Origin of the sequence: Actinoplanes sp. CA-030573 (assembly GCF_050951115.1) — a bacterium.
GTDB lineage: Bacteria > Actinomycetota > Actinomycetes > Mycobacteriales > Micromonosporaceae > Actinoplanes.
Genome location: NZ_CP192038.1, coordinates 2396458 through 2421620, shown reverse-complemented (window position 1 = coordinate 2421620; position 25163 = coordinate 2396458). Strand labels below are relative to the sequence as shown.

The 25163-nt window shown below is 73.6% G+C and carries 22 protein-coding genes and 1 pseudogene; 6 read left to right on the top strand and 17 right to left on the bottom strand.

The window, feature by feature from the left end; translation table 11 throughout:
* Nucleotides 1-116 precede the first annotated feature (116 nt).
* From ACQP2F_RS11315 to ACQP2F_RS11300, 4 genes are all read right to left on the bottom strand, one after another.
* Complete coding sequence (locus ACQP2F_RS11315) at nucleotides 117-1745, bottom strand: caspase family protein (RefSeq protein ID WP_433303184.1); 1629 nt, start codon at nucleotides 1743-1745, stop codon at nucleotides 117-119.
* 34 nt (nucleotides 1746-1779) lie between these two features.
* Nucleotides 1780-2151, bottom strand: a complete 372-nt coding sequence (locus ACQP2F_RS11310) for an effector-associated constant component EACC1 (protein WP_433303182.1) — start codon at nucleotides 2149-2151, stop codon at nucleotides 1780-1782.
* 155 nt (nucleotides 2152-2306) lie between these two features.
* Complete coding sequence (gene nadE / locus ACQP2F_RS11305) at nucleotides 2307-3149, bottom strand: ammonia-dependent NAD(+) synthetase (protein WP_433303180.1); 843 nt, start codon at nucleotides 3147-3149, stop codon at nucleotides 2307-2309.
* A gap of 9 nt (nucleotides 3150-3158) precedes the next feature.
* The gene (locus ACQP2F_RS11300; RefSeq protein WP_433303178.1) at nucleotides 3159-3755 is read right to left on the bottom strand and encodes a hypothetical protein; all 597 of its coding nucleotides are present in this window, start codon (nucleotides 3753-3755) and stop codon (nucleotides 3159-3161) included.
* A gap of 64 nt (nucleotides 3756-3819) precedes the next feature.
* Here ACQP2F_RS11300 and ACQP2F_RS11295 point away from each other — a divergent pair, with 64 nt between their 5' ends.
* Entirely contained in the window at nucleotides 3820-4548 is a 729-nt protein-coding gene (locus tag ACQP2F_RS11295) for a hypothetical protein (protein WP_433303176.1), read from the top strand.
* Nucleotides 4549-4630: 82 nt separating this feature from the next.
* Nucleotides 4631-7387 carry a LuxR C-terminal-related transcriptional regulator gene (locus ACQP2F_RS11290; RefSeq protein ID WP_433303174.1) on the top strand — a complete coding sequence of 919 codons (2757 nt, stop codon included), beginning with the start codon at nucleotides 4631-4633 and terminating at the stop codon, nucleotides 7385-7387.
* On the opposite strand, the gene ACQP2F_RS11285 is transcribed toward ACQP2F_RS11290, so the two are convergent.
* Together ACQP2F_RS11285 and ACQP2F_RS11280 are read right to left on the bottom strand one after the other, a co-directional pair.
* On the bottom strand, nucleotides 7375-8766 hold the full coding sequence (locus tag ACQP2F_RS11285) for a hypothetical protein (protein WP_433303172.1): 1392 nt from the start codon (nucleotides 8764-8766) through the stop codon (nucleotides 7375-7377). The genes ACQP2F_RS11290 and ACQP2F_RS11285 overlap by 13 nt on opposite strands.
* A gap of 120 nt (nucleotides 8767-8886) precedes the next feature.
* A pseudogene (locus tag ACQP2F_RS11280) lies at nucleotides 8887-9084 on the bottom strand (carbohydrate-binding protein); the annotation flags it as partial.
* A 1194-nt stretch (nucleotides 9085-10278) separates the two neighbouring features.
* Here ACQP2F_RS11280 and ACQP2F_RS11275 point away from each other — a divergent pair.
* The 3 genes from ACQP2F_RS11275 (at nucleotide 10279) to ACQP2F_RS11265 (ending at nucleotide 13009) form a co-directional block, all read left to right on the top strand.
* Nucleotides 10279-11415, top strand: a complete 1137-nt coding sequence (locus ACQP2F_RS11275; protein WP_433303170.1) for a GAF domain-containing sensor histidine kinase — start codon at nucleotides 10279-10281, stop codon at nucleotides 11413-11415.
* Nucleotides 11416-11642: 227 nt separating this feature from the next.
* On the top strand, nucleotides 11643-12212 hold the full coding sequence (locus tag ACQP2F_RS11270) for a hypothetical protein (protein ID WP_433303168.1): 570 nt from the start codon (nucleotides 11643-11645) through the stop codon (nucleotides 12210-12212).
* A gap of 548 nt (nucleotides 12213-12760) precedes the next feature.
* Nucleotides 12761-13009 (top strand): hypothetical protein, encoded by a 249-nt coding sequence (locus tag ACQP2F_RS11265; RefSeq protein ID WP_433303167.1) that lies wholly within the window; start codon nucleotides 12761-12763, stop codon nucleotides 13007-13009.
* Between the two features lie 62 nt (nucleotides 13010-13071).
* On the opposite strand, the gene ACQP2F_RS11260 is transcribed toward ACQP2F_RS11265, so the two are convergent.
* The 11 genes from ACQP2F_RS11260 to ACQP2F_RS11210 all read right to left on the bottom strand — a co-directional run bounded on the left by ACQP2F_RS11260 (nucleotide 13072) and on the right by ACQP2F_RS11210 (nucleotide 24203).
* On the bottom strand, nucleotides 13072-13878 hold the full coding sequence (locus ACQP2F_RS11260; protein WP_433303165.1) for an NADPH-dependent oxidoreductase: 807 nt from the start codon (nucleotides 13876-13878) through the stop codon (nucleotides 13072-13074).
* Between the two features lie 2 nt (nucleotides 13879-13880).
* Nucleotides 13881-14939 (bottom strand): LLM class flavin-dependent oxidoreductase, encoded by a 1059-nt coding sequence (locus ACQP2F_RS11255; RefSeq protein ID WP_433303163.1) that lies wholly within the window; start codon nucleotides 14937-14939, stop codon nucleotides 13881-13883.
* Nucleotides 14940-14950: 11 nt separating this feature from the next.
* Complete coding sequence (locus tag ACQP2F_RS11250; RefSeq protein ID WP_433303162.1) at nucleotides 14951-15982, bottom strand: aldo/keto reductase; 1032 nt, start codon at nucleotides 15980-15982, stop codon at nucleotides 14951-14953.
* The gene (locus ACQP2F_RS11245) at nucleotides 15979-17319 is read right to left on the bottom strand and encodes an LLM class flavin-dependent oxidoreductase (RefSeq protein ID WP_433303160.1); all 1341 of its coding nucleotides are present in this window, start codon (nucleotides 17317-17319) and stop codon (nucleotides 15979-15981) included. Before ACQP2F_RS11245 ends, ACQP2F_RS11250 begins: the two co-directional genes overlap by 4 nt.
* Nucleotides 17316-18617 (bottom strand): LLM class flavin-dependent oxidoreductase, encoded by a 1302-nt coding sequence (locus ACQP2F_RS11240; protein WP_433303158.1) that lies wholly within the window; start codon nucleotides 18615-18617, stop codon nucleotides 17316-17318. The genes ACQP2F_RS11245 and ACQP2F_RS11240 overlap by 4 nt, the downstream gene beginning before the upstream one ends.
* Entirely contained in the window at nucleotides 18614-19309 is a 696-nt protein-coding gene (locus ACQP2F_RS11235; RefSeq protein ID WP_433303156.1) for an ABC transporter ATP-binding protein, read from the bottom strand. The genes ACQP2F_RS11240 and ACQP2F_RS11235 overlap by 4 nt, the downstream gene beginning before the upstream one ends.
* Nucleotides 19285-20127 carry an ABC transporter permease gene (locus ACQP2F_RS11230; protein WP_433303154.1) on the bottom strand — a complete coding sequence of 281 codons (843 nt, stop codon included), beginning with the start codon at nucleotides 20125-20127 and terminating at the stop codon, nucleotides 19285-19287. The genes ACQP2F_RS11235 and ACQP2F_RS11230 overlap by 25 nt, the downstream gene beginning before the upstream one ends.
* Nucleotides 20124-21176, bottom strand: coding sequence for an ABC transporter substrate-binding protein (locus ACQP2F_RS11225; RefSeq protein WP_433303152.1), 1053 nt, complete (start codon nucleotides 21174-21176; stop codon nucleotides 20124-20126). The genes ACQP2F_RS11230 and ACQP2F_RS11225 overlap by 4 nt, the downstream gene beginning before the upstream one ends.
* A gap of 10 nt (nucleotides 21177-21186) precedes the next feature.
* A complete protein-coding gene (locus tag ACQP2F_RS11220; protein ID WP_433303151.1) occupies nucleotides 21187-21747 on the bottom strand; it encodes a flavin reductase family protein in 561 nt (186 codons plus the stop codon).
* Between the two features lie 114 nt (nucleotides 21748-21861).
* The gene (locus tag ACQP2F_RS11215; RefSeq protein ID WP_433303149.1) at nucleotides 21862-23142 is read right to left on the bottom strand and encodes an ROK family protein; all 1281 of its coding nucleotides are present in this window, start codon (nucleotides 23140-23142) and stop codon (nucleotides 21862-21864) included.
* A 74-nt stretch (nucleotides 23143-23216) separates the two neighbouring features.
* The gene (locus tag ACQP2F_RS11210) at nucleotides 23217-24203 is read right to left on the bottom strand and encodes an aldo/keto reductase (RefSeq protein ID WP_433303147.1); all 987 of its coding nucleotides are present in this window, start codon (nucleotides 24201-24203) and stop codon (nucleotides 23217-23219) included.
* A gap of 102 nt (nucleotides 24204-24305) precedes the next feature.
* On the opposite strand from ACQP2F_RS11210, the gene ACQP2F_RS11205 reads away from it, so the two are divergent.
* Entirely contained in the window at nucleotides 24306-25151 is an 846-nt protein-coding gene (locus tag ACQP2F_RS11205; RefSeq protein ID WP_433303145.1) for a helix-turn-helix transcriptional regulator, read from the top strand.
* Nucleotides 25152-25163: the final 12 nt, after the last annotated feature.

Sequence of the window (25163 nt, the reverse complement as noted above, 5' to 3'; positions counted from 1 at the left end):
CCCGATCCCGGGTCCCGCCACCCTGCCGGGCGGGACCCGCCGGCCGTTCAGGCGTCGCCCGGTCCTCGGGCCGCCCGCGCCGGTCGAACGCCGCCTGCACCGTGCCTTCGACCCGATCACACGGAGACGATCGGCCCGTTGCGATGACGCTTGATCCGCATCCCGAACGCGACAAGCATTCCCGCAGTCGCGGTGGCGAACACGAGCGGTGCGATGCCGTGCGCATCCGGCATCGCGGCGAAAGTCAAGCCCCAGCAGAGCGCCGAGACCGCGGTCGGCACGCCGAAGGCCAGCCAGCCGCCCAGCAAGCCCTCGGCCAAGCCGGCCGGGCCCGATCGCACCGCCACCACGGCCAGAGCGATCGTCACCATAGCCAACCCGACGTAATAGAGGTGGGCGGTCCAGATGTATCCCCAGCCGAATGAGTAGGTATCGACCAGGTAGGAGGCGGCCGCGACGCAGGCGAGAACGATGACCGCCCAGGCGTCCGGTTGGTAGCCGGGTCGTGACTTCGTCCGCAGTCGAGCGGCGGCGATGGCGCCCAGCACCGTCGCACTGATCAAGCCGAGGTATCCCGCCGTCACCGTCCCACTGAGCCATGCGCGCGACGCGGAACCGGATCCGAAGGCATCGCTCAACGGCCAGGTGCCGACCTCCGCGAGAGCATTCTCCAGATGCAGCGGAGCGGCGATCACCCAGGGAAGGCCGAAGCCGGCCACGATCCCGATCACCCGTGGCGTGGCCGGGCCCGACCTGGTTCGGCGCCACACCACCACGCCCAGGACCATCGTCACCGGCAACAACAGCAGGTCGTCCCACCACACCCGGGCCAGGTGCTCGGGAGCGCCGACCCAAAGATCGGTGAACTCGGCCGACCCGCCCTTGGTCGCCACGGCGACGCCGAGAACCGCCAGCTGGACCAGGCCGTACGCGAGCCCGGCGGCGAGGAACAGCCAGCCCATCGCCGATTCCATCCGTAGCGACGCCGTGATCGGCTTGCCGGCTCCCCAGCGGGTGCGAGCCTCGGGCGGCGGCCGGATGGGCTGGGCCGACGCCTCGGCCCGGCGGTTGCGCGCCAGGGCCAGCCGATCAACGTTTCCGGTTCCCCGCTGGCAAGGCCGCGGCAGGCCGCGACCGATCATTCTCTCCCGGAGGTGCTGATAGATAAAGCCGAATGTCAGTAGGTCTTCCTCACCGCCCACGCCGGCCCGCAACAGCTCGATAAGCTCACCGGTGAACGCGGTGTATCGCTCGCCTCGCGGCGCCAGCGCCACCGCGTTCGCCGGCGTCGACGCGAGAACGTACGTCCCCTCGATGTCCATTTGCCCGACGAGCGTGGCCTCGCCGCCCGCCATGTCCTCGGTCGCGCGGCCGCTGAAGCAGCAGTCCAGCATCACGATCCGGTTCTTCGCGGAACTTTCGAGAAGCACGTTCCGGAGCAGGTCATAGGGCAGGGAACTGACTTCGAGCTCATCGGGATCAGTGCCGGTCAAGCCCAGGTACAGCTCGTTGCGCCGCCCGGTCCGCCCGTGACCGGCGAAGTAGACCAGGAAGGTGTCCTCGGCGACTGCGCCGTACCGCCGCAGCGCGCGGTAGACGGCGCGCAGGTCGGTCGGCTCGGGGATCACTATGCGCCGGTCGGCCGGGAAGGCGCTCAGTTCGTTCGCCAGGTCCTTGACGTTGTTGCGCACCGCCGGCAGGTCCGGCAGCTCGCCGGACTCGTAGGAACTGGTGCCGATCAGCACCGCATAGGATCGCCGAGGGTCGGGAAGACGAATGTCAGGGCTCCGCCGCGGGCTTCGGCAGCACGGCATCCACCGCTTGGAGGATGAGGGCCTCCGGATCGGCGACCCGCTTCGCGTCGATCGCGACCTGGCGGCCGTCCGCGCCGGTCACGGTAATGCTGACGTCGGAGCGGCGCTGCGACAGCCAGGCCGTGACCGAGTTGGCGAGCGCGGCCCAGAGCGCGCCACCGCCCACGGCCGCACCCACCGCCTGCACCACGACCTCGGCCGAGGCGCCCATCTCGCCCGGCGCAACCGGTCCGGCGCCGAGCTTGATGTGGCCGCGCAGCGGCGGCTCGCCGCGCAGCCACTCGTAGAGGCCGGCCGTGTCCGCATCGCGCCCGGTCACGGCAATACGTACCTGCACGGAGGCTCCTGCGAGCTGGGAGATGTCGGCTACGGACATCGGATCGTACGTCGCCAGAAAGATCGATAAATACACCCCGGCGAGGGACAGAGCCTCGGACTTGATGCCCTGACTGCTGACGATCGATCAGGCGCGTCCACCCGGCGGGGTGGCCGTCAGCTCCGCCACCAGGTGTCGGACGGGGTGACCGGCACCGCCCGCTTGTGCCGCGTCGCCAGGAACGTAGCCTCGATCTTTGCGGCCACCTCGGCGGTGACCTCGCCGCCCTCCAGGTAGTCGTCGATCTCGCGGTACGTCAGGCCCAGAGCCACCTCGTCGGGCAAGGCCGGGCGATCGTCCTCGAGGTCGGCCGTCGGTATCTTCTCCCAGACGCTGGCCGGCGCGCCCAGCTCGGCCAGCAGGGCGGCGCCCTGGCGCTTGGTCAGGCCGGTCAGCGGGGTGATGTCGACGCCGCCGTCGCCGTACTTGGTGAAGAAGCCGGTCACCGCCTCGGCGGCGTGGTCGGTGCCGACCACCAGCAGGTTGAGCTGGCCGGCCACCGAGTACTGGATCACCATGCGCTCGCGGGCCTTGATGTTGCCGCGGACGAAGTCGCGCAGCTGCGGCTCACCGCCGAGCAGCTCGCGCAGGCCGAGGGCGGACTCGGCGGCGACGGCGTCGGCGCTGGGCTTGACGTTGACCGCGATGGCGCGATCGGGACGGATGAAATCCAGGGCCGTCCGGGCGTCGGCCTCGTCGGCCTGCACCCCGTACGGCAACCGGACCGCGACGAACGTCGCCGGGTGACCCTCCGCGCGCAGTTCCTCCGCCGCCAGCTGGCACAACCGGCCGGCCAGCGTGCTGTCCTGCCCGCCGCTGATGCCGAGCACATAGCCCTCGGTCCGCGACGCCAGCAGGTAGTCCTTGAGGAAGTCGACGCGGTGGCGGATCTCCGCCTTGGGCTCGATGCGGGCGCTGACGCCGAGCTCGGCGACGATCCGCTGCCGTAGGTCCGTCATGACCGCACTTTATCCGGCGTGGGTGCACTGCTCGTCCTGGTCGGCCAGGGAGAGCAGGATCGCCTGCAGCTCGGCCGGCTGGGGACCGCCGCCGCCGAGGTGGAAGATGAAGATGTACTTGGCCTTCGCGTTGCCGGGCACCGGCGCCGAGAGGTAGCCGATGAAGCGCACCTGTTCCTCCGGGCTGCCCAGCTCGGCGTTCCGCACGCCGGGGTAGGCGGCGGCCACCTGCGCGACGCTCGCGCCCATTCCGATGCCCTCGGGCGTCCGGGCCGCCTGCGCCACCGTGATGACGGCGAGGCCGTGGTCGCGGGAGAAGTGGACGCTCGTTCCCCCGTCCAGCGACACGATCGAGCAGGTCGAGGTGCTCGTCCTCGGCCAGCCGGGCGTGATGCTCACCTGCCCGGTGGCGTCGGCCTGCTCCTCGGTCATCCCCAGCCCCAGCTTGCCGATGCCCTGCGGTCCGAGCACGAGGTCGCCGCCGAGGCTCTGGAGCTTGGCCGGGCCGGTGCGCGGTGCGGTCCGGTCGCGGTAGGCGCTGTAGCCGACGACGCCGAGCAGCACCACCAGCGCGAGCTGCAGACCCCGGATGAGAATCGTTCGCATTGACCGGAATCGTAGGGCACCGGCCCCCGTCTCGGATCCGACAAGTCTGACATATCGTGCAGGCATGCCACTCATGCTCGCCGCCGCCCTCGTCGCGGCGACGGTTCCGGCGCCGTTGACCTCGACCGGGGCCGGCCTCACGAAACAGACCGTCAGCGTGCACGTCCCGGCCGGCTGGCGGATGACCCTCGACGGCCGCGATCCGCGCTATGTCGAGACGGTGCTGGTGCCGCAGGGCTTCTACAGCCGCGACGCACCCGGCACGGTCACGTTCACGCCCAAGCTCGGCTTCGTCGGTGCGGCCTCGCCGGTGACGATCCGGCTCAGCGGCCCCCACCATCGAACCCGCTTGCTGACGTACGCCGCGACAGTCACCCGCCCGCCGGCGCCGGGCGCGCCGGACATCGGCTCGGCCGGCCCCCGCGGCGCGCAACAGTCGGTGACGTTCACCGTCCCGGCCGGCGGCTCCATCGGCTACCTCGATCCGCCGGAGACGCCGCAGGGCACGTACGCGCTGGCGATGGCCTCGTCGATCGCCATCGCACCCGGCCACCCGCCGGACGACACGCTGATCGGCGTCACCGGCACGCTCTTGTTCACGCCGGCCCGCGGCGCCCCCGGCCGGATCCCGGCGATCCGCTATCGGGTCACCGACGCGTACGGCCAGACCTCGGTCGGCCACTACACGCCGGCCGTTACCGGCTACCGGGAGCGCGGCGTCGGTCGGCGTCCTCATTCCCGGATCCGCACCCCGAGCCATGCCCTGTGTGACAGCGGTGTCACGCTCGGATAGTCCGAAACGGAGGATGTGAAATGCATCCGGTCCGGCGACGATGGATTTCTTGATCTTGTCGCCGACGCGAACCGGGGGAACAGTGACGGCCGATCTGGCGAGGACCGCACCCGCGTACCGGCCCGCGCCGGAGGTGACCGGGGACGACCCCTTGCTGCAGTCGAAGTTCGCCGTGCCCGAGCCGCCCCGGTTCCTGGTCGCCCGCCCGCGGCTCACCCAGCGCCTGGCCCGCGGGGTGCGCGAGCCGGTCACCCTGGTCGTGGGCCCGGCCGGGGCGGGCAAGACCCAGCTCGTCGCGTCCTGGGCGGCCTCGGGCGCATCCGGGTTCCGCACCGGGTGGATCACCCTCGAGGAGGACGACGGTCACGCGCCGGTCTTCTGGGCCTACGTCCTGGAGGCGCTGCGGCGGGCGGGGGTCGAGCCCACGCCGGCGCTCACGGCGCCGGATCGGTCCTTTCTCGTACGCCTGGCCGCCACGCTCGCCGAGCAACCGTCGCCCGTGGTGCTGGTCCTCGACGGCGTCTCCCACCTCACCGGCCAGCAATGGGCCACCGACCTCGAGTTCGTCCTCCGCCACGCCGGCCGCATGCTCCGCCTCGTCCTCGTCGGCCGCTGGGACCCACCCCTACCCCTGCACCGCTACCGCCTCGCCGGCCGCCTCGAAGAAATCCGCAGCGAAGACCTCGCCTTCACCACCACCGAAGCCACCGAACTCCTCACCCTCCACCACGTACCCCTCAGCCACCACGGCATGGACCAACTCCTGCAACACACCGAAGGCTGGGCCGCCGGCCTCCGCCTGTTCGCCATGGCCCTCGAAGACGCCGGCAACGCCGAAACCCTCGTCGCCACCATCACCGGCAACGAAGCCACCATCGCCGAATACTTCGTCGACGAAGTCCTGCGCATCCAACCCGACCACGTCCGCACCTTCCTGCTCGAAACCAGCATCCTCGACGTCTTCACCCCCGAACTCGCCGAAGCCGTCACCGGCCGCACCGACGCCCGCTGGCTCCTGACCGCCCTCTGCCGCCAGAACGCCTTCGTCCAACCCGCCGGCGACGGCCTCACCGCCTACCGCTGCCACCGCCTCTTCGCCGAACTCCTCCAAGCCCAGCTCAACCGCACCGCACCCGACCGGATCCCGGGCCTGCACCGGCGTGCCTGCGCCTGGTTCGCCGCGAACGGGCAGGTGAGCGAGGCGATCGGGCACGCCGCCGAGGCCGGCGACTGGGATCTGGCGGCCACCACGCTGATCGAGGCGCACGCCATCGGCCGGGTGCTGCGCGGCGATCCCGGCCGGCTGGCCGACATGCCGCGCGACCCCTCCAGCGCGGCCGGCTCGGTGGTCGCCGCCGCGCTCGCCCTGACCATCCGCGACACCGACGAGGCCGCCGCGCGGCTGCACCGGGCCGGCGAGCTGATGGCGCCCCGCCCCGGCGGCGACGGCCCGGCGCCGGCGGTCGCCCTCCCCCTCGCCCTTGCTCATCAGGTCACCGGCGTCATGCTGGCCCGCCTGCGCGACCAGCCGGAGCGCGTGCTGCAGATCGCCGCCACCGCGCTGGCCGGCCTGGAGAACCAGGGCGAGCCGCGAGCCGCCGAGGTGCGGGCCGCCGAGCTGCGGATCCTCGAGCTGCGGGCGCTCGTGCTCGTGGCCAAGGGCGACGCGCAGAGCCGGATCGGCGCCGTCGACGCCGCCGCCGTCACCCTCACCGAGGCCGCCGGCGCCGCCACCGAGAGCCCCGAGCTCCGCATCGAGGCGCTCAGCCACCTGGCGTTGATCGAGGCCCACCGCGGCCGCCTGCGGCACGCCGAGCGGCTCGCCGACCAGGCGACCGAGCTCGCCGACCGGATCGGGCTCGACACCGCGGGCCGCCCGGTCGGCGCCGAGCTGGCGCTCGCCTGGGTCGCGCTGGAACGCTTCGACGTCGACACCGCGGGCCGCCACCTGCGAGCCGCCGACCCGCGGCGCATCCGCCCCGCCGATGGCATGATCCACGCGGCCTTCGCCCTCCTCCGCTCCCGCCGCCTCCAGGCCCGGGGCGAGCTGCGCAGCGCCTTCACCGCCCTCGGCGACGCCGCGCCGGTCCCCGGCGGCCAGGCCGCGCCCTCATGGTTGTCCCGCGAGCTGACCCTGACCCGCGCCCGCCTGCAGATCGCGATGGGCCGCCCGGACCTGGCCCTGGAGACCATCACCACGCTCGCCGGCGCGACGCCGTCCCCGAATGGCGACGCGGCCCGCGACGAGACCGCCGGCGTGACCGTCGTGCGGGCGGCGGCGCTGGCCGCGGCCGGTGACGCCGAGGGGGCCCGGCAGCTGGCCGAACCCCTGGCCGGCGCGGCCGGCGTGCCCGCTCCGGTGAGCCTCGACGCCTGGCTGGTGCTGGCCACCGCGGCCGTCCGCCGCGGCCGGGCCGGTGAGGCGCGCGCGGCCCTGCGCCAGGCGTTGCGGGCCGCCGCCCCCGAGTCGCAGCGCCGGGCCGTGCAGCAGGCCTGGGGCGAGCTGCGCCGGGTGCTGCGCGACGACGACGAGCTGGCCCGGCTCTACCGGCAGCTGCGGGGCGCGCCGCACGCCGAGCGGCCGTCGATCGCCGCCACCGCCGACGGTGAGATCGTGGTGGTCGAGACGCTGAGCAAGCGCGAGATGCAGGTCCTCGAGGGCATGGCGGCGATGCTGCCCACCGAGGAGATCGCCGCCTCCCTCTACGTCTCGGTCAACACCGTCAAGACGCACGTACGCAGCATCCTGCGCAAGTTGTCCGCCTCCCGCCGCAACGAGGCCGTCCGCCGGGCCCGCTCGCTGGGCCTGGTCACGGAGAAGCCCGCTCAGCCGACGTAGAGCCCCAGCAACGCGCCGTGCCGTTCGAGGCCCGCCACGACCTGGGTCGCGGTCATCGGCGGGATCGCGGGCCCGCGCTCGCCCAGCTCGGTGACCACCCGGGCGGCGTTGGCCCGGGCTAGCGGCAGCCGCGGATAGCGGCCGGCGGCGAGCCGGTCGACCCGGCCCACGTGGCGGGCGAAACCGGCCACCGAGCGCCACTGGGCGAGCCCGGCGTGGGTGTCGCCGCCGGCACCGGGCGGCTCGGGCAGGACGGCGAGACGCTCGAACGGGTCGCCACCGGCCAGCCACCACTCGGCGGCGGTGACGGCCGGGCGGGCCGCCGACTCGCACCAGTACGGGACCAGACCGTGTGCGAGCGCGCCGTACGGGTCGAGCAGCCGGCCGGTCTCCACCACGCAGGCGTCGCCCGGCCCGCCGGCGCCCCGCAGGTGCTCCCGGCAGAGGTCGGCCACGCAGGCGCTGAGCGCGGCCGGCGCCGAGTAGAGCACCCGGCAGGCGCGGTGGCCGGCCTCGTCGGCGATGCGGCGCAGCTCGGGCTCGAGGGCCGGTTCGCCGCCGCGCTCGGCGTACCGCGGGGGCAGGTCGCGGTCCGGCCGCGACCAGCGCCGGATGCCGAGGCCGCGGGAGATCTTCCGGAAGGTGGGCCGCTCGACGTCGTAGTCGGCGGCCGACAGCCCCGCCACCGGGCTGCCGACCTGCAGGCTGTGCCCCGGGCCCAGCTGCTCGACCGGCCAGCTGCGCAGATCCCGGAGCACGAGCGACATCCCGCCCGGCGCCAGGCGGGTGCGCAGGAAGCGGGCGTACGCGGCGGGCAGCCGCCGCCAGCGCAGATGGAACGTGACGGTGGCGCCGCAGATCGGGCCGTCCAGCACCGGGTCGTGCACCTGGCGCACGGCCAGCCCCGGGTTGGCGGCCAGGATCCGCCGGGCCGGCCCGGCGCCGTGCTCGCCGGCCTCCGCCCAGTCGCCGGCGAGGCCGTCCGGCCAGCGCATGCGTACGGTGAACGCGGTCGGCAGCCAGGCCGCGCCGAGCGCCGCGGCCAGGTGCGCCGCCCCGCCGTGCGGGGAGCCGAGCAGCACCGCCGGATAGGACGGGCCGGGGTAGCGGCGGACGAGCCACTCGGCGACGGCCTCGGCGTCGATCCGGCCGGCCGCGCCCGGCGGCATGGCGGCCGCGCTCGCCTCGTCGCGCAGCGCCGGCCCGCGCCGGTCGTCCGGCAGCTGGCCGAGCCGGCCCAGCACCGGCACGTGCCCGAGCCGGGCGGCGCCGCCGGGCGCGGTGGCGTCGATCAACGCACGCTCCAGGCTGTCCGGCCAGAGCACGGCTTCGGGACCGACCGGGACACGCGGCGGTCGGGGCGCTTCGGAGAGGGTCATGGCGGTTCCCGGCTCGCGGATGGGGCGAGGCGGCGGCTACCCCCGCACGCCCCGATCAAACCGGGCAACCGGAGGGGCGCGCCGGATCGGACCCGGCGCGCCCCGTCGCGTACGGGATCAGCAGGCGCCGTTGTCGGCCCAGACGTCCCATTGACCGCTGTGGGTGGCGGGCGACTCGTTCTGCGTCCACCACTTGGCCGTGTACTTGTGGCCGTTCTGGCTCACCTGGTTGCCCTGGGTGTAGACCGCGGTGGCGCTCCAGGCGGCGATCGTGCAGGTGCCACCGTTACCCGGCGTGGTGGGCGTCGTCGTCGGGATCGTGGTGGGTGGGGTGGCGCCGGCGAAGCGGGCCGAGTACTTGGTGAACTCCCACGGCGTCTGCGGCACGCTGCTGCACGTGCCGGAGGTGGTGCTCTGGTTGGGGTCGGGGCACTGCCGGTCCCGGTTCACCGACCAGTTCGTGTAGCGCGCCAGCTTGTGACCGGTCGCGTAGTCGAGCGTGGTCTGGAAGTCGGCCTGCCGGAAGTACTCGCCGGCGTCGCTGCGCCCGTTCATCTGGGAGATGCCCTCGTGCGCGTACGCGGTGGCGCTGTCCCAGCCGAACGTGTTCATCAGGATGCTGTGGAACGCCTCGAGCGCCGACACCTGCGAACTGCCGCCGTTGAAGCCGCCGTCGAACGGCATGATCGAGAAGTTGGCCGGCGTGAAGCCCTGGGACTTGGCCTCGTTGAGCATCTGGGTGCCGAACCAGCCGGTGCCGGACGCCGTCCCCGCGGTGGTGATCGAGACGTACAGGCCGGGGTTGTTCGCCTGCAGGATGCGCGCCGCGCCGATCTCGTTGTGCACGGCCGCGGTGTTCTCGTACTCGGGTTCCTCGAGGTCGAAGTCCATGGCCTTGAGGGCATACTTCGACACCACTTGCTGGTACGCGGCGGCGGTCGCCTCCGGGGTGCCGCAGGTCTGACCGAGCTTGGTGCCGCCGTAGCCGCCGATCGAGACGCTGACGTCGCCGCCGTTCGCCCGGATCCGGCTGATCATCGCGGCGGCGTCGGTGTCGGCGGAGACGGCGCGGGTGCCGTCCCAGGTCGGCGAGCAGCCGCCGCCGTTGGGCGCGAGGATGAACGCCAGCTGGAACGCCTTCTGCCCGGTCGCGTTCATGACCTCGACCGGGTCCGGCGGGCTGTTGTCGAACGGCATCAGGTACGGCGCCGAGGCGTACCAGTTGCTGGTGAGGGTGGCCGCGTCGGCCTGGGTGGCGACCGCGATGCCGGTCGCGGCGAGGGCCAGGGCGCCGGCCCCGGCGATGAGCAGTCTCTTCATGGGGGCTCCTGCGGAAGGGGATAGACCGCGGTAAAACCTTTAACAAAGTTTCTTAATCTTTGGCCGGCCGCGCCCATGACATTGGTCATGGGTCGCCACACCCGCATTGCAACGCGGCCCCGGCGCACGTGCTCGTTCCGGCTGCCGATTGCTTCGCTGTCGGTGTCAGCACGGTCCGGGGGGAGGCAAGGGATGACTGGCGCGAAGCTGCTCGCGGCCGCCCGCTACCGGTCGGCGGCCGGCGACCTGCCGGAGGTGCTGGAACTGGCCGCGGACGTGTGCCAGGCGCCGATGGCCGCGCTCGAGATGTCCGGCCCGGCAACGGCGCACTTCGCGGCGACCTGGAACATCCCGGCGACGGTGGACGTGCGCCGGTCGCGCTCGCTGTCCGGCATGGTCTCGGCCGCGCACGACGCCCTGGTGGTCGACGACGCCGCGCACGACCCGCGGGTGGCCGACCACCCGCTGGTCGTGGGGGCCGCGCACGTCGACTTCATCGCGGCCGCCCCGCTGCACCACGACGGGCACATCGTCGGCGCGCTCTGCGTCTTCGACAACGAGCGGCGGCGGCTCGACGCCGAGACCACCCGGCGCTACCTCGGGCGGCTGGCCCGGCGGGTCGACACCGAGACGAGCCTGCGGCACCTGCTGGCCCACCGCTCGCCGCTGGACCTGACCGACGCCGACGACGTGGTCACCACCGTCTCGCACGAGATCCGGACGCCGCTCACGGCGATCCAGGGCTACGCCGAGATGCTGGCCGACACCCCGGGCGCGATCTCCCCGGCGTACGCGGCGCAGATGACGGCGATCGGGCGCAACACCGAGCGCCTGTGCCGTACGGTCGACACCCTACTGCGCGCGGTGAACCAGCAGCGCCACGAGCCCGTCGGCGAGCGCCGGACCGTCGACCTGGCGTCCGTGGTCGCGCTGGCGGCGGCCGGTTTCGACGCGGCCGCCGCCCGGGTCCGGATCGACACGCCGGCACGGCCGGTCCAGGTCCTCGCCGACGGCCGCCTGCTCGGGCTCGCGATCGGGCACCTGCTGCGCAACGCGCTCGGCTTCAGCGGCGACCGCCCGGTCACCGTGACCATCGGCGACCGCCCCCGCCCGGTCATCGAGATCCGCGACCGGGGCCCGGGTCTCGACGAGCCGGAGCTGGCCCGGCTCGGCACCCCGTTCTTCCGCGGCGACCACGCCCGCCGCACCGAGTCGCCCGGCGTCGGCCTCGGCATCGCGGTGACTCAGCAGATCATCCAGGCGCAGGGCGCCGGCCTGCGCTTCGCCGGCGCACCCGGCGGCGGTCTCGTCGCCCGCATCCAGTTCTAGGGGTCCGGCGTCTTCCAGGGGTCCGGCGTCTTCTAGGGGTCCGGCGTCCTCTAGGGGTCCGGCGTCGCGGCGGCCCGGTCACCCGCCGGTCCTGATGTCCCAGCCGGCCGGGAACCTGTCCGGGCCGGGCCGGAGACGTGCCCGTGGCGATGGGGACGCCCGCCTCATGCGGCCGGCACGGCGGGCGGCGCACGCTCGCCGGGCAAGCGAGTGCAGAGGAGAATCCCATGACCCGCGCACGCCCGCTGTTCATCGCCATAATGGCCTCGACCCTGCTCCTGCCGGCCTGCGACGGCAGCCGGGACGCCGATCCGTCGCCGGCCGTCCACACGTCCCCGTCGCCCGCGAAACAGCCGCCCGCGAAACAGCCGCCCGCTGAGCAGCCGCCCACCAAACGGCCGCCCGCTGAGCAGCCGCCAGCTGAGCAGCCGCCGGCGGCTCCCGGCCCCACCGAAACGCCGGCCGCCCGACCCACCACGACGATCCCGGTCGCCGAGGCGCCACCCCGATCGCGAGTGCCGAAGAAGCTGACCGGCACGTGGGGCGGAGGCTCCTGGAACGACTCGACCGGCGGCAGGAGCTACCGCTTCACCTCCGACGGCACGGTCACGTTCGCCTTCCGGGGCGCCGAGACGACCGGCACCGTCGTGGTCGAGGACCACACGATGACCCTCCACTTCGGAGCCACCAAACGGACGATGAGCTGGTCCTACGTCGACTGCGACGACCCGGCCGGCTACGGCTTCGCCTTCAAGTCCCTGGTCCTCGACGGGCTGTCCTACGTCCAGGACTGCTGACCGTGAGCGCCCGGGGCATCTTCGGCACCAGATCGGTCGCGGTGGCAACCGTCGTCGGCCTCCCGGTGGCCGCCGCGTCGTTGTTCGTGGCCGTCTATCAGGCGGCCGGCTCGCCCGGGCCGGCGCCGCCGGACACCACGGCCGCGCCGCCTTCGACCGTGCCGGCCGGCACGTCCGCGTCGCCGCCGGCCGCGTCCGGGCCCGCCGCCGATGGGCCCTCCGCCGGTGGACCCGCCGCCAGTCGGCCTGCCGCCGATAGGCCCGCCGATGGGGCCGCCGATGGGCCCGCCGGTGGACCCGCCGATCGGCCCGCCGGTGGACCCGCCGATCGGCCCGCCGGTGGACCCGCCGGTGGACCCGCCGCTGACGGGCCCACGCCTCGATCGGTCCCGCCGTCGCGCAAGCCGTCCGCCCGTCCGCCGGAGGCCGGGACCGGCCGGCCGGCGACCCCCGCGGTCCGCTGGACCGGAGAATCCTGGCTGAGCAGCGGCGGCCTGGACGTCGACGCCGAGCCGCCGCGGCGCGGGGACGCGGGCCCGGATCTGCGCATGGACTACTACACCGAGGTCACTCCGGGCCGGGGCGCCCGGCTGGAGCGATGGCTCGGCGGCGGGAAGCCGGCCTACGAGCAGTGCCGGACCGCCGCCGGCGCCACCCCGGACCTGCCGCTGTTCGACCTGCCCGAGGGCGGCTGGTTCTGCGTCTTCACCACCGAGGGCCGGGTGGCCGCCGCGCGTTCGCTCGGTCTCGACGAGACCGGCCGGTCCGGTTTCGCGATCACCGTCTGGCAGCGGTGACCACGCCCACGACGTGCATGACAGACGGCCACCGCGCGACCGGGCGACGAGCCGGTCGTGCGCTACCGAGACGGCAGACCGAGGCGTTCCAGGGTGGTGCGCAGGGTGTGCCGTCCGGCCATCGAGGACGGTCCGCGCAGCCGGGCCAGCACCCGGCCGGTCCAGTCGCCGGGCAGGCCGAAGCGGGCGTTGTACTCGGCCAGCCGCTTGTCGTAGGCCGCGATGTGCGCGTCGGCCGCGGTGGCGTCGTAACGCTCCCGGTGCAGGACGGCGCCCTGCGGGAGGCGGGGCTTGACGTCCGCCTGCTCGTCCGGGTCGGGCACGCCCACCGCCAGACCGAAGGTGGCCACGGTGTGCGGCGGCAGGCCGAGCTCGGCCGCCACCTCGGCCGGCCGGTTCCGGATCGCGCCGACGAAGACCGAGCCGAGGCCGAGCGAGTGGGCGGCCAGCACCGCGTTCTGAGCGGCCAGCGCGGTGTCGACGAAGCCGATGATGGTCGTCTCCAGGTAGCCGACGGCCGACACCTCGTTCCCGGACCGGGCCGCCAGCCGGGACGCCCGGCCGAGGTCGGCGACCCAGACCAGGAACAGCGGCGCCTGGTCGATGAAGGCCTGGTTGCCGGCCAGCGCGGCGAGCCGGGCCTTGCGCTCCGGATCGCGGACGGCGACCACGCTCCACGGCTGGAGGTTGGACGAAGTGGGCGCCGACTGGGCGGCCGCGATCAGGGCGGTCAGCTCGTCCTCGGTCACGGCCCGGGAGCCGAACCGGCGCACCGAGCGGTGGGCGAGCTGCAGGCGGAGCACCTCGTTGTGGACGTTCAGGACGGCGGTGGGATCGCCGTAGCGGGCGGCGGCCGACAGGTCGGGCATGGCTATCCCTTCGGTACCAGGCTCAGGCGGTCGATCAGGGCGTCGCCGACCCGGGCCGTCTCCCGCTTGTACGGGGTGTCGGACAGGACGAAGTGGGTGATGCCGAGATCCGCGTAGCGGCGCAGCGCGGCGGCGACGTCGTCGGCCGAGCCGACCAGCCAGGTGGTGCCCGCTCCCCCGCCGCCGTGCCGGCCCGGCGCCGTGTAGAGGCAGGTGTCCAGCACGTCACCGCGGGCGGCCAGGTCGAGCAGCCGCTGCTGGCCCACGGCCGGACCGCGCAACCGGTCGTTGCGCCCCGATCGCCGGGCCATCTCCTCGACCTTCGCCTCGGCGTCGCGCCAGGCCTCCTCGGTGGTGTCGCGGACCAGCGTGGTGATGCGCAGGCCGAACTCCAGCGGCGCCAGGTCGCGGCCGAGCGAGGCGGTGAGCCCGCGGAGCCGGTCGATCCGCTCGGCGATGCCGTCCAGCGGCTCGCCCCAGAACAGCTGGACGTCGGCCTCGGTGGCGGCGACCCGCTCGGCCGCTGCCGAGGCGCCGCCGAAGTAGAGGCGCGGGCCGGCGCCGAGCACGCGGGGCACAACCGTCGACTCGGTGACGTGGAAGTGCTCCCCGGCGAAGGTGACCCGCTCCTCGGTCCACAAGCGGCGGACCAGGCGCATGAACTCCTTGGTGCGCGCGTACCGCTGGGCCTGGTCTCCCTCGGCATCGCCGTACGCCGCCAGGTTGTCCTGCCCGCTCACGATGTTGATGAGCAGCCGGCCGCCGCTGAGGTGGTCGAGGGTGGCGGCCGAGCTGGCGAAGTGCGCCGGCTGCCAGTAGCCGGGCCGGATCGCCGCCAGTGGCCGGAACGTGGTGGTGCGCGCGGCGATCGCGGTGGCCACCGTGAACGTGTCCGGCCGGCCCCAGCCGGTGCCGATCAGCGCACCCTGCCAGCCGTGCTCCTCGGCGGTCCGGGCGAGCTCGACGGAGTGGTCGAGAGTGCCGTAGCCGGCCACCGCGTCGTCGCCGCGGTGGCCGGGCTCGACCGTGTTGGGGATGTACCACAGGAAGGTGAGGCTCATGGGTCTGCCCTTCAGGCGCGACGCCGGCGCGCCGGGTCGGTGAGCGACGGCGGCCGGTAGCCCTGGTCGCGGTCGGACAGCGTCACGCCCGGCGGCACGATCTTGTCGATCTCGTTGAGGACGTCCGGGGTGAGCCGCACCTCGGCCGCGCCGAGCTGCTGCTCGAGCTGCTCGTAGGTGCGCGGCCCGATGATCGGGGCGGTGACCGCCGGGTGCTCGAGCACGAAGGCCAGCGCCAGGTGGATCAGCGGCAGGCCAGCCTGCTCGGCCAGCTGGGCGAGCGCCTCGACGGCCTCGAGCTTGGCGGCGTTCTCCGGCGCGTCGATCTCGAAACGGCCGGGCTGGTTGCCGCCGCGGCTGGTCGGGGGCTGCCCGCGGCCCTTGCGGAACTTGCCGCTCAGCCAGCCGCCGGCGAGCGGGCTCCACGGGATGACGGCGAGGCCGTACCGCTCGGCGACCGGCAGCACCTCGCGCTCGATGCCGCGGGCCAGGATCGAGTACGGCGGCTGTTCACTCACCACCCGTTCCCGGCCGCGCCTCTCCGCGATCCACTGGCCCTCGACGATCGCCGACGGCTCGAACGTCGAGGTGCCGATGTAACGGATCTTCCCCTGGCGTACGAGATCGGAAAGCGCACCCAGCGTCTCGTCGAAGTCCGTGTCCTCCTCCGGCCGGTGCACCTGATAGAGGTCGATGTGATCGGTGCGCAACCGGCGCAGGCTGTTCTCGACCTCGCGCAGGATCCACCGCCGCGAGTTGCCGAAGTGGTTCGGATTGTCGCCGATCTGGCCGTGGAACTTGGTGGCCAGGAAGACGTCGTCGCGCCGGCCCTCGAGCGCCTTGCCGACGATCGTCTCGGACTCGCCCTGGCTGTAGACGTCGGCGGTGTCGACCAGGTTGATGCCCGCGTCGAGCGCCCGGCGGATGATGCGGATGCTGTCGTCGTGGTCGGGATTGCCGCGGGGGCCGAACATCATGGTGCCGAGCGCGAGGGCGCTGACCTTGACGCCGGTGCGGCCGAACGGGCGGAGGGGGAAGGTCATCGGGCGGCTCCCTCGAGTACGGAGTGGACGGTGGAGGCGGGCCGGGGCAGGCCGTAGTGCTCGCGCAGGGTGGCGCCCTCGTAGTCGGCACGGAACAGGCCGCGCTCCTGGAGGATCGGGACGACCCGCTCGGCGAACGCGTGCAGGCCCGAGGGCAGCACCGCCGGCATGATGTTGAAGCCGTCGGCGGCGCCGTGGGAGAAGTAGTGCTGGATCGTGTCGGCGACCTGCACCGGCGTGCCGGTGAAGGTGCGGTGGCCGCGGCCGCCCCCGAGCCGGCCGATCAGCTGCCGCACGGTCAGGTTGTCCCGGCGGGCCCAGTCCACGATGAGCGTGCGCCGGCTCTTGGCGCCCTCGATCTCCTCCTCGGGCGGCAGGTCGTCGGGCAGCGGCTCGTCGAGCGCGAGCCGCTCGGGGTCGACCCGCAGCGTGTGCGCCAGCGTGGCGACCGCGTACTGCGGGGCGATCAGGCGTTCCAGCTCGGCGTCGAGCTCCCGCGCCTCGGCCTCGGTGTCGCCGATGACCGGCACGATGCCGGGCAGGATGACCACGTGGTCGGGGTCGCGCCCGGCCGCCGCCGCCCGGCGCTTGAGATCGGCGTAGAAGGCCTGGCTCTCGGCCAGCGTCGGCTGGGCGGTGAAGACCGCCTCGGCCCACTTGGCGGCGAACTCCTTGCCGTCCTCCGACGAGCCGGCCTGCACCAGCAGCGGATGGGCCTGGGGCGAGCGCGGCAGGTTGAGCGGCCCGTCGACCCGGAAGAAGGCGCCGCGGTGGTCGATCGTGCGCACCCGGTCGCCCCGGGCGTGGATGCCCGACTCCTTGTCGGCGACGACGGCGTCGTCGGCCCAGCTGTCCCAGAGCTTCGTGGCCACCTCGAGGAACTCGTCGGCCCGCTCGTACCGGGTCCGGTGCAGCGGTTGGTCGTCCAGCCCGAAGTTGCGGGCCGCGTCGGCGCCGGCCGTGGTGACGATGTTCCAGCCGGCCCGGCCGCCGGAGAGATGGTCGAGCGACGCGAACCGGCGGGCCAGGTTGTAGGGCTCGTTGTACGAGGTCGAGGCGGTCGCGATCAGGCCGATCCGGCTGGTTCCGGCCGCCAGCGCCGCCAGCAGCAGCGTCGGCTCCAGCTTCCCGGACGGTCGCCGGCCCGGGTCGCTCCACAGCACCGGGCTGTCGGCCAGGAACACCGAGTCGAACTTGGCGTCCTCGGCCACCCGGGCCAGGTGCTGGTGGGCGGCGAGCGAGAGGTTGGCGTGCGGGTCCGACTCGGGCAGCCGCCAGGACGCCTCGTGGTGGCCGGTGTCGTGCAGGAACAGGTTGAGGTGCAGTTGCCGGCTCATCGGGCCACCCCCGGCCGCGGCAGGCCGTAGTGCTCGCGCAGGGTGGCGCCCTCGTACTCGGTGCGGAACAGGCCGCGCTCCTGCAGGATCGGCACCACCTTGCCGACGAACGCCTCCAGCCCCGAGGGCAGCACCGCCGGCATGATGTTGAAGCCGTCGGCGGCCCCGTTCTTGGACCAGTCCTCGATGGCGTCGGCGACCTGGACCGGAGTGCCGGCGAAGGTGCGGTGACCGCGGCCGCCGCCGAGCCGGCCGATCAGCTGCCGCACGGTCAGGTTCTCCCGGCGGGCCAGGTCGACGATCAGGGTGTACCGGCTCTTGGCGCCCTCGATCTCGTCCTCGCTCGGCAGGTTCGCCGGCAGCGGCTCGTCGAGCTCGAGCGTCAGCCCGAACCGCTCCTCGAGCTGCCGCTTGGCGTACTCCGGGCTGATCAGCCGGTCCAGCTCGGCGTCGAGCTCGCGGGCCTCGGCCTCGGTGTCGCCGATGACCGGCACGATGCCCGGCAGGATCTTGACGGCGGCCGGGTCGCGGCCGAGATCGGCGGCACGCTTCTTGAGGTCCTGGTAGAAGGCCTGGGCCTCGGCCAGCGTCTGCTGGGCGGTGAAGACGGCCTCGGCGTAGCGGGCGGCGAACTGCCGGCCGTCCTCCGACGAGCCGGCCTGCACCAGCAGCGGGTGGCCCTGCGGCGAGCGCGGCACGTTGAGCGGACCGTCGACCCGGAAGAACCGGCCGCGGTGGTCGATCGGCCGCACCTTGGCCGCGTCCGCGTGCACGCCGGCCTGTTTGTCGGCCCGGATCGCGTCGTCGGCCCAGCTGTCCCACAGCCGGATGGAGACCTCGACGAACTCGGCCGCCCGCTCGTAGCGCTCCCGGTGCAGGGGCACGTCGTCGAGGCCGAAGTTGCGGGCCGCGTCGGCGCCCGCGGTGGTGACGATGTTCCAGCCGGCCCGGCCGTGCGACACGTGGTCGAGCGAGGCGAACCGGCGGGCGAGGTTGTAGGGCTCGTTGTACGACGTCGACGCGGTCGCGATCAGTCCGATGTGCTCGGTGACGCCGGCCAGCGCGGTCAGCAGGATCGTCGGCTCGAGCTTGCCGCCCGGCCGGCGCCCGGGATCGCCCATCAGCACCGGGCTGTCGGCGAGGAAGACCGAGTCGAGCTTGCCGCGCTCGGCGATCCGGGCCAGGTTCTGGAAGTGCTCGACGTCCCAGCTCGCGTACGGGTCCGACTCCGGCAGCCGCCACGACGCCTCGTGGTGGCCGACGCCCATGAGGAACGCGTTGAGATGCAGCTTCGTCACTGGTGGACCCCCAGGCCGTCGAGGAGGAAGGCGCGCAGCTCGGCCGGGGACCGGTCGACGCGTACGTCCGCATGGATGACGCCGTGGTCGAGCAGGATCACGCGGTCGGCGAGCGCGATCGCCTCGTCGACGTCGTGGGTGACCAGCAGGACCGCCGGCTTGTGCGCCTCGCAGAGCTTGCGCAGCAGGGCGTGCATCTTGATCCGGGTCAGCGCGTCGAGCGCGCCGAACGGCTCGTCGGCCAGCAGCAGCTGCGGCTCGCGGACCAGCGACCGGGCCAGCGCCGCCCGCTGCTGCTCGCCGCCGGAGAGCTGGTAGGGCCAGGCCCGCTCGCGGCCGGCCAGCCCGACCTCGGCCAGCGCCTGCCGGCCGCGCTCGCCGGCGTCGCTGCCGCGCAGGCCGAACGTCACGTTGTCGAGCACCCGCTTCCAGGGCAGCAGACGGGAGTCCTGGAAGACCACCGACACCGCGTCCGGAACCTCGATCCGGCCGTAGCCGTCGACGTCCCGGTCGAGGCCGGCCAGCGCCCGCAGCAGGGTGCTCTTGCCGGTGCCGGAGCGGCCGATCAGCGCCACGAACTCGCCGGCCGGTATGTCGAGGTCGAGCCCGTTGAGGACGCCGCCGTTGCGGCTGAACGAGCGGTGCAGATCGCGGACGTGGACCGCGGTCAGCTCTCGAGTGTCCGTCGCCATGCCAGCGCCCTCCTCTCGGTGAGACGGACGGCGGCGTCGGCGAGGAAGCCGAACAGGCCGTAGATGACCAGGCCGACCACGATGACGTCGGTCTGCCCGTACTCGCCGGCCAGCGTCATCATGTGGCCGATCCCGGCGGTCGCGTTGTACTGCTCGACGACGACCAGGCCGAGCAGGGACGAGGTGACCGCGAAGCGCAGGCCGAGCAGGAAGCCGGGCAGCGCGCCCGGCAGCACCACGTGCCGGATGAACTCGCCGCGCGAGATGCCGATGGTCTCGGCCAGCTCGGCGTAGCGGCCGTCGATGCCGCGCAGGCCGTTGTGGGTGTTGATGTAGATCGGGATCAGCGTGATGAGGGCGATCGTCACGATCTTCATCTCCTGGCCGATGCCGAACCAGGCGATGAACAGCGGGATGAGCGCGAGCGTGGGGATCGACCGCTTGATCTGGATCGGCCCGTCCACCAGCGACTCACCGAACCGGGAGAGACCGGAGACCACGGCGAGCACGGTTCCGCCGAGTACGCCGAAGGCCAGCCCCAGAGCGGCGCGGTGCAGCGACGAGAGGATGTCGCCGAGCAGGTCGTGCTCGGTCCACTGGGTCTTGAACGCCGCGACCACGTCCCACGGCGCGGTCAGGATCGCCGGGCTGACGAGGCCGGTGGCGGAGCCGATCGCCCACACCGCGAGCAGGACGATCGGGCCGACCCAGAAGGCGAGCCGGATCCGGGGCCCCGGGCCGAGCCGGCGGCGGACGACCCGCCGGTCTTCGTGAGTCTCGGCGACCGCCGCGGCGGGCTCGCTCACCGTGGTGGTCATGCGGCATCACCGGTGACGACCCGGTCCCCGGCCGCGGCCGCCTCGACCTTCTCGAAGCGGCGGTCGACGAGCTTGCTCACGTCGAGCTTGTCGTGCTTCTGCTCGGTGGCCAGCAGATCGGCGGTCGCCTGCAGCCGGGCCTGGGCGTTGTCCCAGGTGGCCGGGATGCCCTTGTCGCCGCCGACGGCGAGGTAGGCCTTGGCGTCGGCGGCGCTGAGCCCCTGAACGGCCTGGAGGTAGGCCTTCGAGTACTCCTCGGGGTGGTCGTTCTGCCAGAGCAGCGCCTTGGCCCGCACGCCGACGTAGGCCTTGAGGGCGGCCGCCTTTCCGGCATCCTGCACCGACTTGGTGAGGCAGTAGAGCGTGGAGGCGTCGTCCCGGATGCCGGTCTTGATCGAGGTCGAGCCCGGGTACTTGCCCTTGTAGCGGGCCAGGACCGAGGTGCCGAGCGGGGCGACGTCGACGGCCTTGCTGCCCAGCGCGGTCGGATAGGAGTCGCCGTTGCTGGTCAGGTCGACCAGGGTCACGTCGGACTGCTTGAGCCCCGCCTTCTGCAGCACGCGCAGGACCAGCGCGCCCTGCGCCTGGCCGGCGCTGTAGGCGATCTTCTTCCCGCGGAGATCGGCCAGGGAGGTGACGCTCACGCCGGGTGCGATTCCCAGCTCGTACGTCGGGTGCTGCAACGGGTCGACCGTGACCGACTGGAATACGATCTTGGTCGAGGTGCCGGTCCAGGCGGCGAACAGCGACGGGATGTCGGCGACCGAGCTGCAGTCCAGCTTGTCGCCGCGGAAGGCCTGGATGCTCTGCGGGCCGCCGCTGATGTTCGCCCAGGCGACCTTGACGCCCGCGTCGGACAGCTCCTTGTCGAGGCCGGAGGCGGTGAGGCTGGCCTGGATCGCCGGATCGCCGATCCGGATCTCGGTGCCACTGGGTACCTTCTCCGGCAGCGCTGCCGTCAGTTCCAGGGTCGCGGCGGAGTCCTTGCCGCAGGCGTACAGGGTGGAGAGCGCGACTAGCACGGACAAGGCCGCGGCGGCTTTCTTCATGACCGTCCTTTCACAGAGCGTGGTAGCTGCCGTCGTGGTAGAGCAGCGGGGGGTGATGGTCGGAGAGCTCGGCCTCCTCGACACGGCCGATGATCAGGTGCGAGCCGCCGGCCGGGTGGCGGTGCTCGATCGCGATGCGCAACCAGGCCGCGGCGTCGGCGAGCAGCGGCTCACCGGTGGGCAGCCGGCGCCAGCGGGTGGGCGCCGCGAACCGGTCGATGCCGCTGGTGGCGAACGTGCGGGCGGTCGACGTGTGTGCGGCGCCGAGCAGGTGCACGACGGCGCTGCGGGCGTCCCGCAGGTGGGGCCAGATCGACGCGGCCGCGTTGATGCTGAAGGTCAGCAGCGCCGGCTCGGCCGAGAGGGAGGCGAGCGACGTGACGGTGACGCCGGCGGGGCCGCGGCCGGCGTCGGTGGTCACGACGGCGACCCCGGCCGCGTGGCGGCGGAAGACCTGCCGGAACAGCGCGGCGTCAACCGGCGCGCCGGTCGGCGCGCCGACCGGCGCATCGACCGGTGCGTCAACCGGCGCATCGACCGGCGAGGAAGTCCAAGAGGCGGTGGCGGTCATCTCTGCTCCGTTCGGAAGGCGAGATGGGAGGGCTCTTGGAATTCATACTAGGGCTATGGGATTAGTAGGCAACTTTGCGCCGGACTGAATTAATGCCCATCCATGTGACCCGGGTCACCGCGCGGCGAGCGGCTCCGCGTAGACCCGGTCGAGCGCCACCGCGCCGCCCGCCACCGCGAGCACGTCGGCGGGGAAACTGCTGCGCCGCACGACGCGGGCCACGTCGGCGCCGGCGGCCGACCGGTCGGCGATCTCGGCCCGCAGGACCGCGAGGCAGGGGTCGAGCCGGTTCACGCCGGCCTCGGCCACGACCAGCACCTCGGGGTCGAAGAGATCGAGCAGCAACGCGGCAGCGCGGCCCACGAGACGGGCGCGCTCCTCGAACAGCGCGAGCGCCGCGGCACGGGCACTCCCGGCGCGGCCTTCGCCCCCGGCGCGGCCTTCGCCCCCGGCCGGGCCCCCGCTCCCGGCGCGGCCTTCGCTTCCGGCCGGCCCTCTCCCCTGCGCGACGTCGATCAGCGCGCGGAGCTCGAGGCGGTCGATCAGGCCGGCGGCCCGGGCCCGGCGCACCAGGGTGCGCTCGGAGACGGCGGCCTGCAGGCAGCCGGTGCGGCCGCAGGCGCAGAGCTCGGCGCAGCCCTCGACCGGCAGGTGCGCGACGGCGCCGGCGGCGGAGCGGGGTCCCTGGTGGACGGCGCCGTCGGTGGCGAAGGCGACGTCGACCACGTTGCCGACGAAGAGGTGGACGGCGCTGCCGCGTACCTGCCGGGTGGCGCCGCCGAAGAGCTGCTCGGCCCGCATCAGGGCGCGCGAGTTGCTGTCCGCGTACACCGGCAGCCCGGTCGCCCGGCTCAGCACGGCGGCGACCGGCACGTGCTGCCAGCCGAGGATGTTGTGGTCGACGACCGTGCCGTTCGCGGCGTCCACCCAGCCGCCGGTGGCCAGGCCGAGACCGAGGATCGCGCGGCCGGCGGCGTGCTCTCGGCGGAGGTCGTCGACCCGGGCCGCGAGGGCGGTCAGCACGCTGCGCGGATCGCGGGCGCCGTGCGGGTCCTGGCGCTGGGCGAGGACCCGGCCGCGCAGGTCGAGCAGCGCCACGGTGGTGCGCGGAACGGCGATGTGCGCGCCGATGACCGCGACCGTCTCGAGCTCGATGTCGAGCGGGACGTGCGGGCGGCCGTTGCCGGGTGGGCCGGCCGCCTCCGGAACCTCGCGCACCAGGCCCGCCTCGAGCAGGGACGACACGATGCCGGTCACCGACGCGGCCGAGAGCCGGGACGCCCGCGCCACGGAGCTGCGGGCGATCGGACCGTGGTCGAGGATCGCCCGCAACACCGCCGCGGCCGAGTCCCGCGTCCGCCGGGACTCGGCCACCGGGAGGTCGCGCCGCATCATGCGACGAGGCTAGCGTCGATTCCCCCGCGCTACCGCGTCCTGTTACGACACGTTTTACGGTCGGTAACGTCCGCTCAGTTGCCGACGCCGAGGCTCGCCATGAATCCCGCCGGGTAGCGGTCGCCGCGGGCCGACCCGGCCGGGACCGCCTCCTCGATCGCGGCTAGGTCGGCGGCGGTGAGCGTCACGTCGAGCGCGGGCAGCGCCTCGGCCAGCCGGGTCCGGGTGCGGGCGCCGATCAGCGGCACGATGTCGTCGCCGCGCGCGGCCACCCAGGCGATGGCCAGCTGGGCGACGGTATGGCCGGTGGCCTCGGCGACCCGGCGCAGCGCGGCGACCAGGGCGAGGTTGTGCTCGACGTTCCCGGCCGCGAAGCGGGGGCTGCGGTTGCGCGGGTCGTCCGGGCGGCCCGGAGCCCAGGAGCCGGAGAGCAGGCCACGGCCCAGAACCCCGTACGCGGTCAGCCCGATGCCCAGCTCCCGCAGGGTGGGCAGCACCTCGGCCTCGACCGCCCGGGAGAGCAGGGAGTACTCGATCTGCAGGTCGGCGATCGGGTGCACGGCATGCGCCCGCCGGATGGTCTCCGCGCCGACCTCGGAGAGACCGGCGTAGCGCACGTACCCGGCGTCGATCATCTCCTTGATCGCTCCGATGGTGTCCTCGATCGGCACCGTGGGGTCGAGCCGGGCCGGGCGGTAGATGTCGATGTGGTCGACGCCGAGCCGGGTCAGCGAGTACGCGAGGTAGTTCCGCACCGAGTCCGGCCGGCTGTCCTGCCCGGCGAACCGCATGCCCGGCCCCACCTGCTGGCCGAACTTGACGCTCAGCAGGTAGCTGTCCCGGTCCCGCCCGCGCAACGCCTCGGCCAGCAGCAGCTCGTTGTGGCCCATGCCGTAGAAGTCACCGGTGTCGATGAGGGTGACGCCGGCGTCGAGCGCGGCGTGCACGGTGGCGATGCTCTCGCCGCGGTCGGCCGGGCCGTACGCGCCCGACATGCTCATCGCGCCGAGCCCGAGGGCGGAGACGGCCGGGCCGGCGGTTCCCAGAGTTCGTGTCTGCATGTTACCACCGTGGCCCGCGCCCGGGCCGGGCGGGAGCGGAGCGGTCATCGTGGGAGAGCCGCTCCCTGGCTGGGCGACCAGGACCCGAGGGAGCATGGGGACATGCAACGTGACCAGCTCGCGGACTTCCTGCGCCGCCGCCGCGAGGCGATCCGCCCGGCCGAGGTGGGCCTGCCGGACGGGCCGCGCCGCCGCACCGCGGGCCTGCGCCGGGAAGAGGTGGCGATGCTGGCCGGCATGTCGGTCGACTACGTGGTCCGGCTCGAGCAGGGCCGCAGCAGCCAGCCGTCGACCCAGCTGCTCGGGGCGCTGGCCCGGGCGCTACGGCTCTCCGACGACGAGCGTGACCATCTCTTCCACCTGGCCGGGCATCAGCCGGCGCCCGGGGAGGGCGTGGCCCGCCTGGCCCGGGCCGGCCTGCTGCGCCTGCTCGACCTGCTCGGCGGCACGCCCGCGATGGTGATCTCCGACCTCGGCGAGGTGCTCGCCCAGAACCGGGCGTCGGTCCTGCTCAGCGGCGACCACACGGGCTTCTCCGGCGACCGGCGCTATCTGGCGTACCGGTTCTTCACCGAGGCTTCGGTACGCGAGGCGCACCCGCCCGGGCAGCGCGAGCACCAGGCCCGGCAGCTCGTGGCCGACCTGCGCGCGGTCGCCGGCCGGCGCTCCGGCGACCCGGTGGTGGCCGGGCTGGTCGAACGGCTGCGCGCGGCCAGCGCCGACTTCCGGCGGCTGTGGGCCGAGCACGAGGTGGCCGTGCGGCGCGCGGACCGCAAGACGTTCATGCATCCCCGGGTCGGCGCGGTGACCATGGACTGCGAGACGCTCATGACGCCCGACCAGGGCCAGCAGCTGCTGGTGCTCACTCCGGCCGACGAGGAGTCCCGCGAGCGGCTGGAGCTGCTTCGGGTGCTCGGCCTGGAGGAGTTCTCCGGCGACCGCCGCTGACACCGCCGCCGG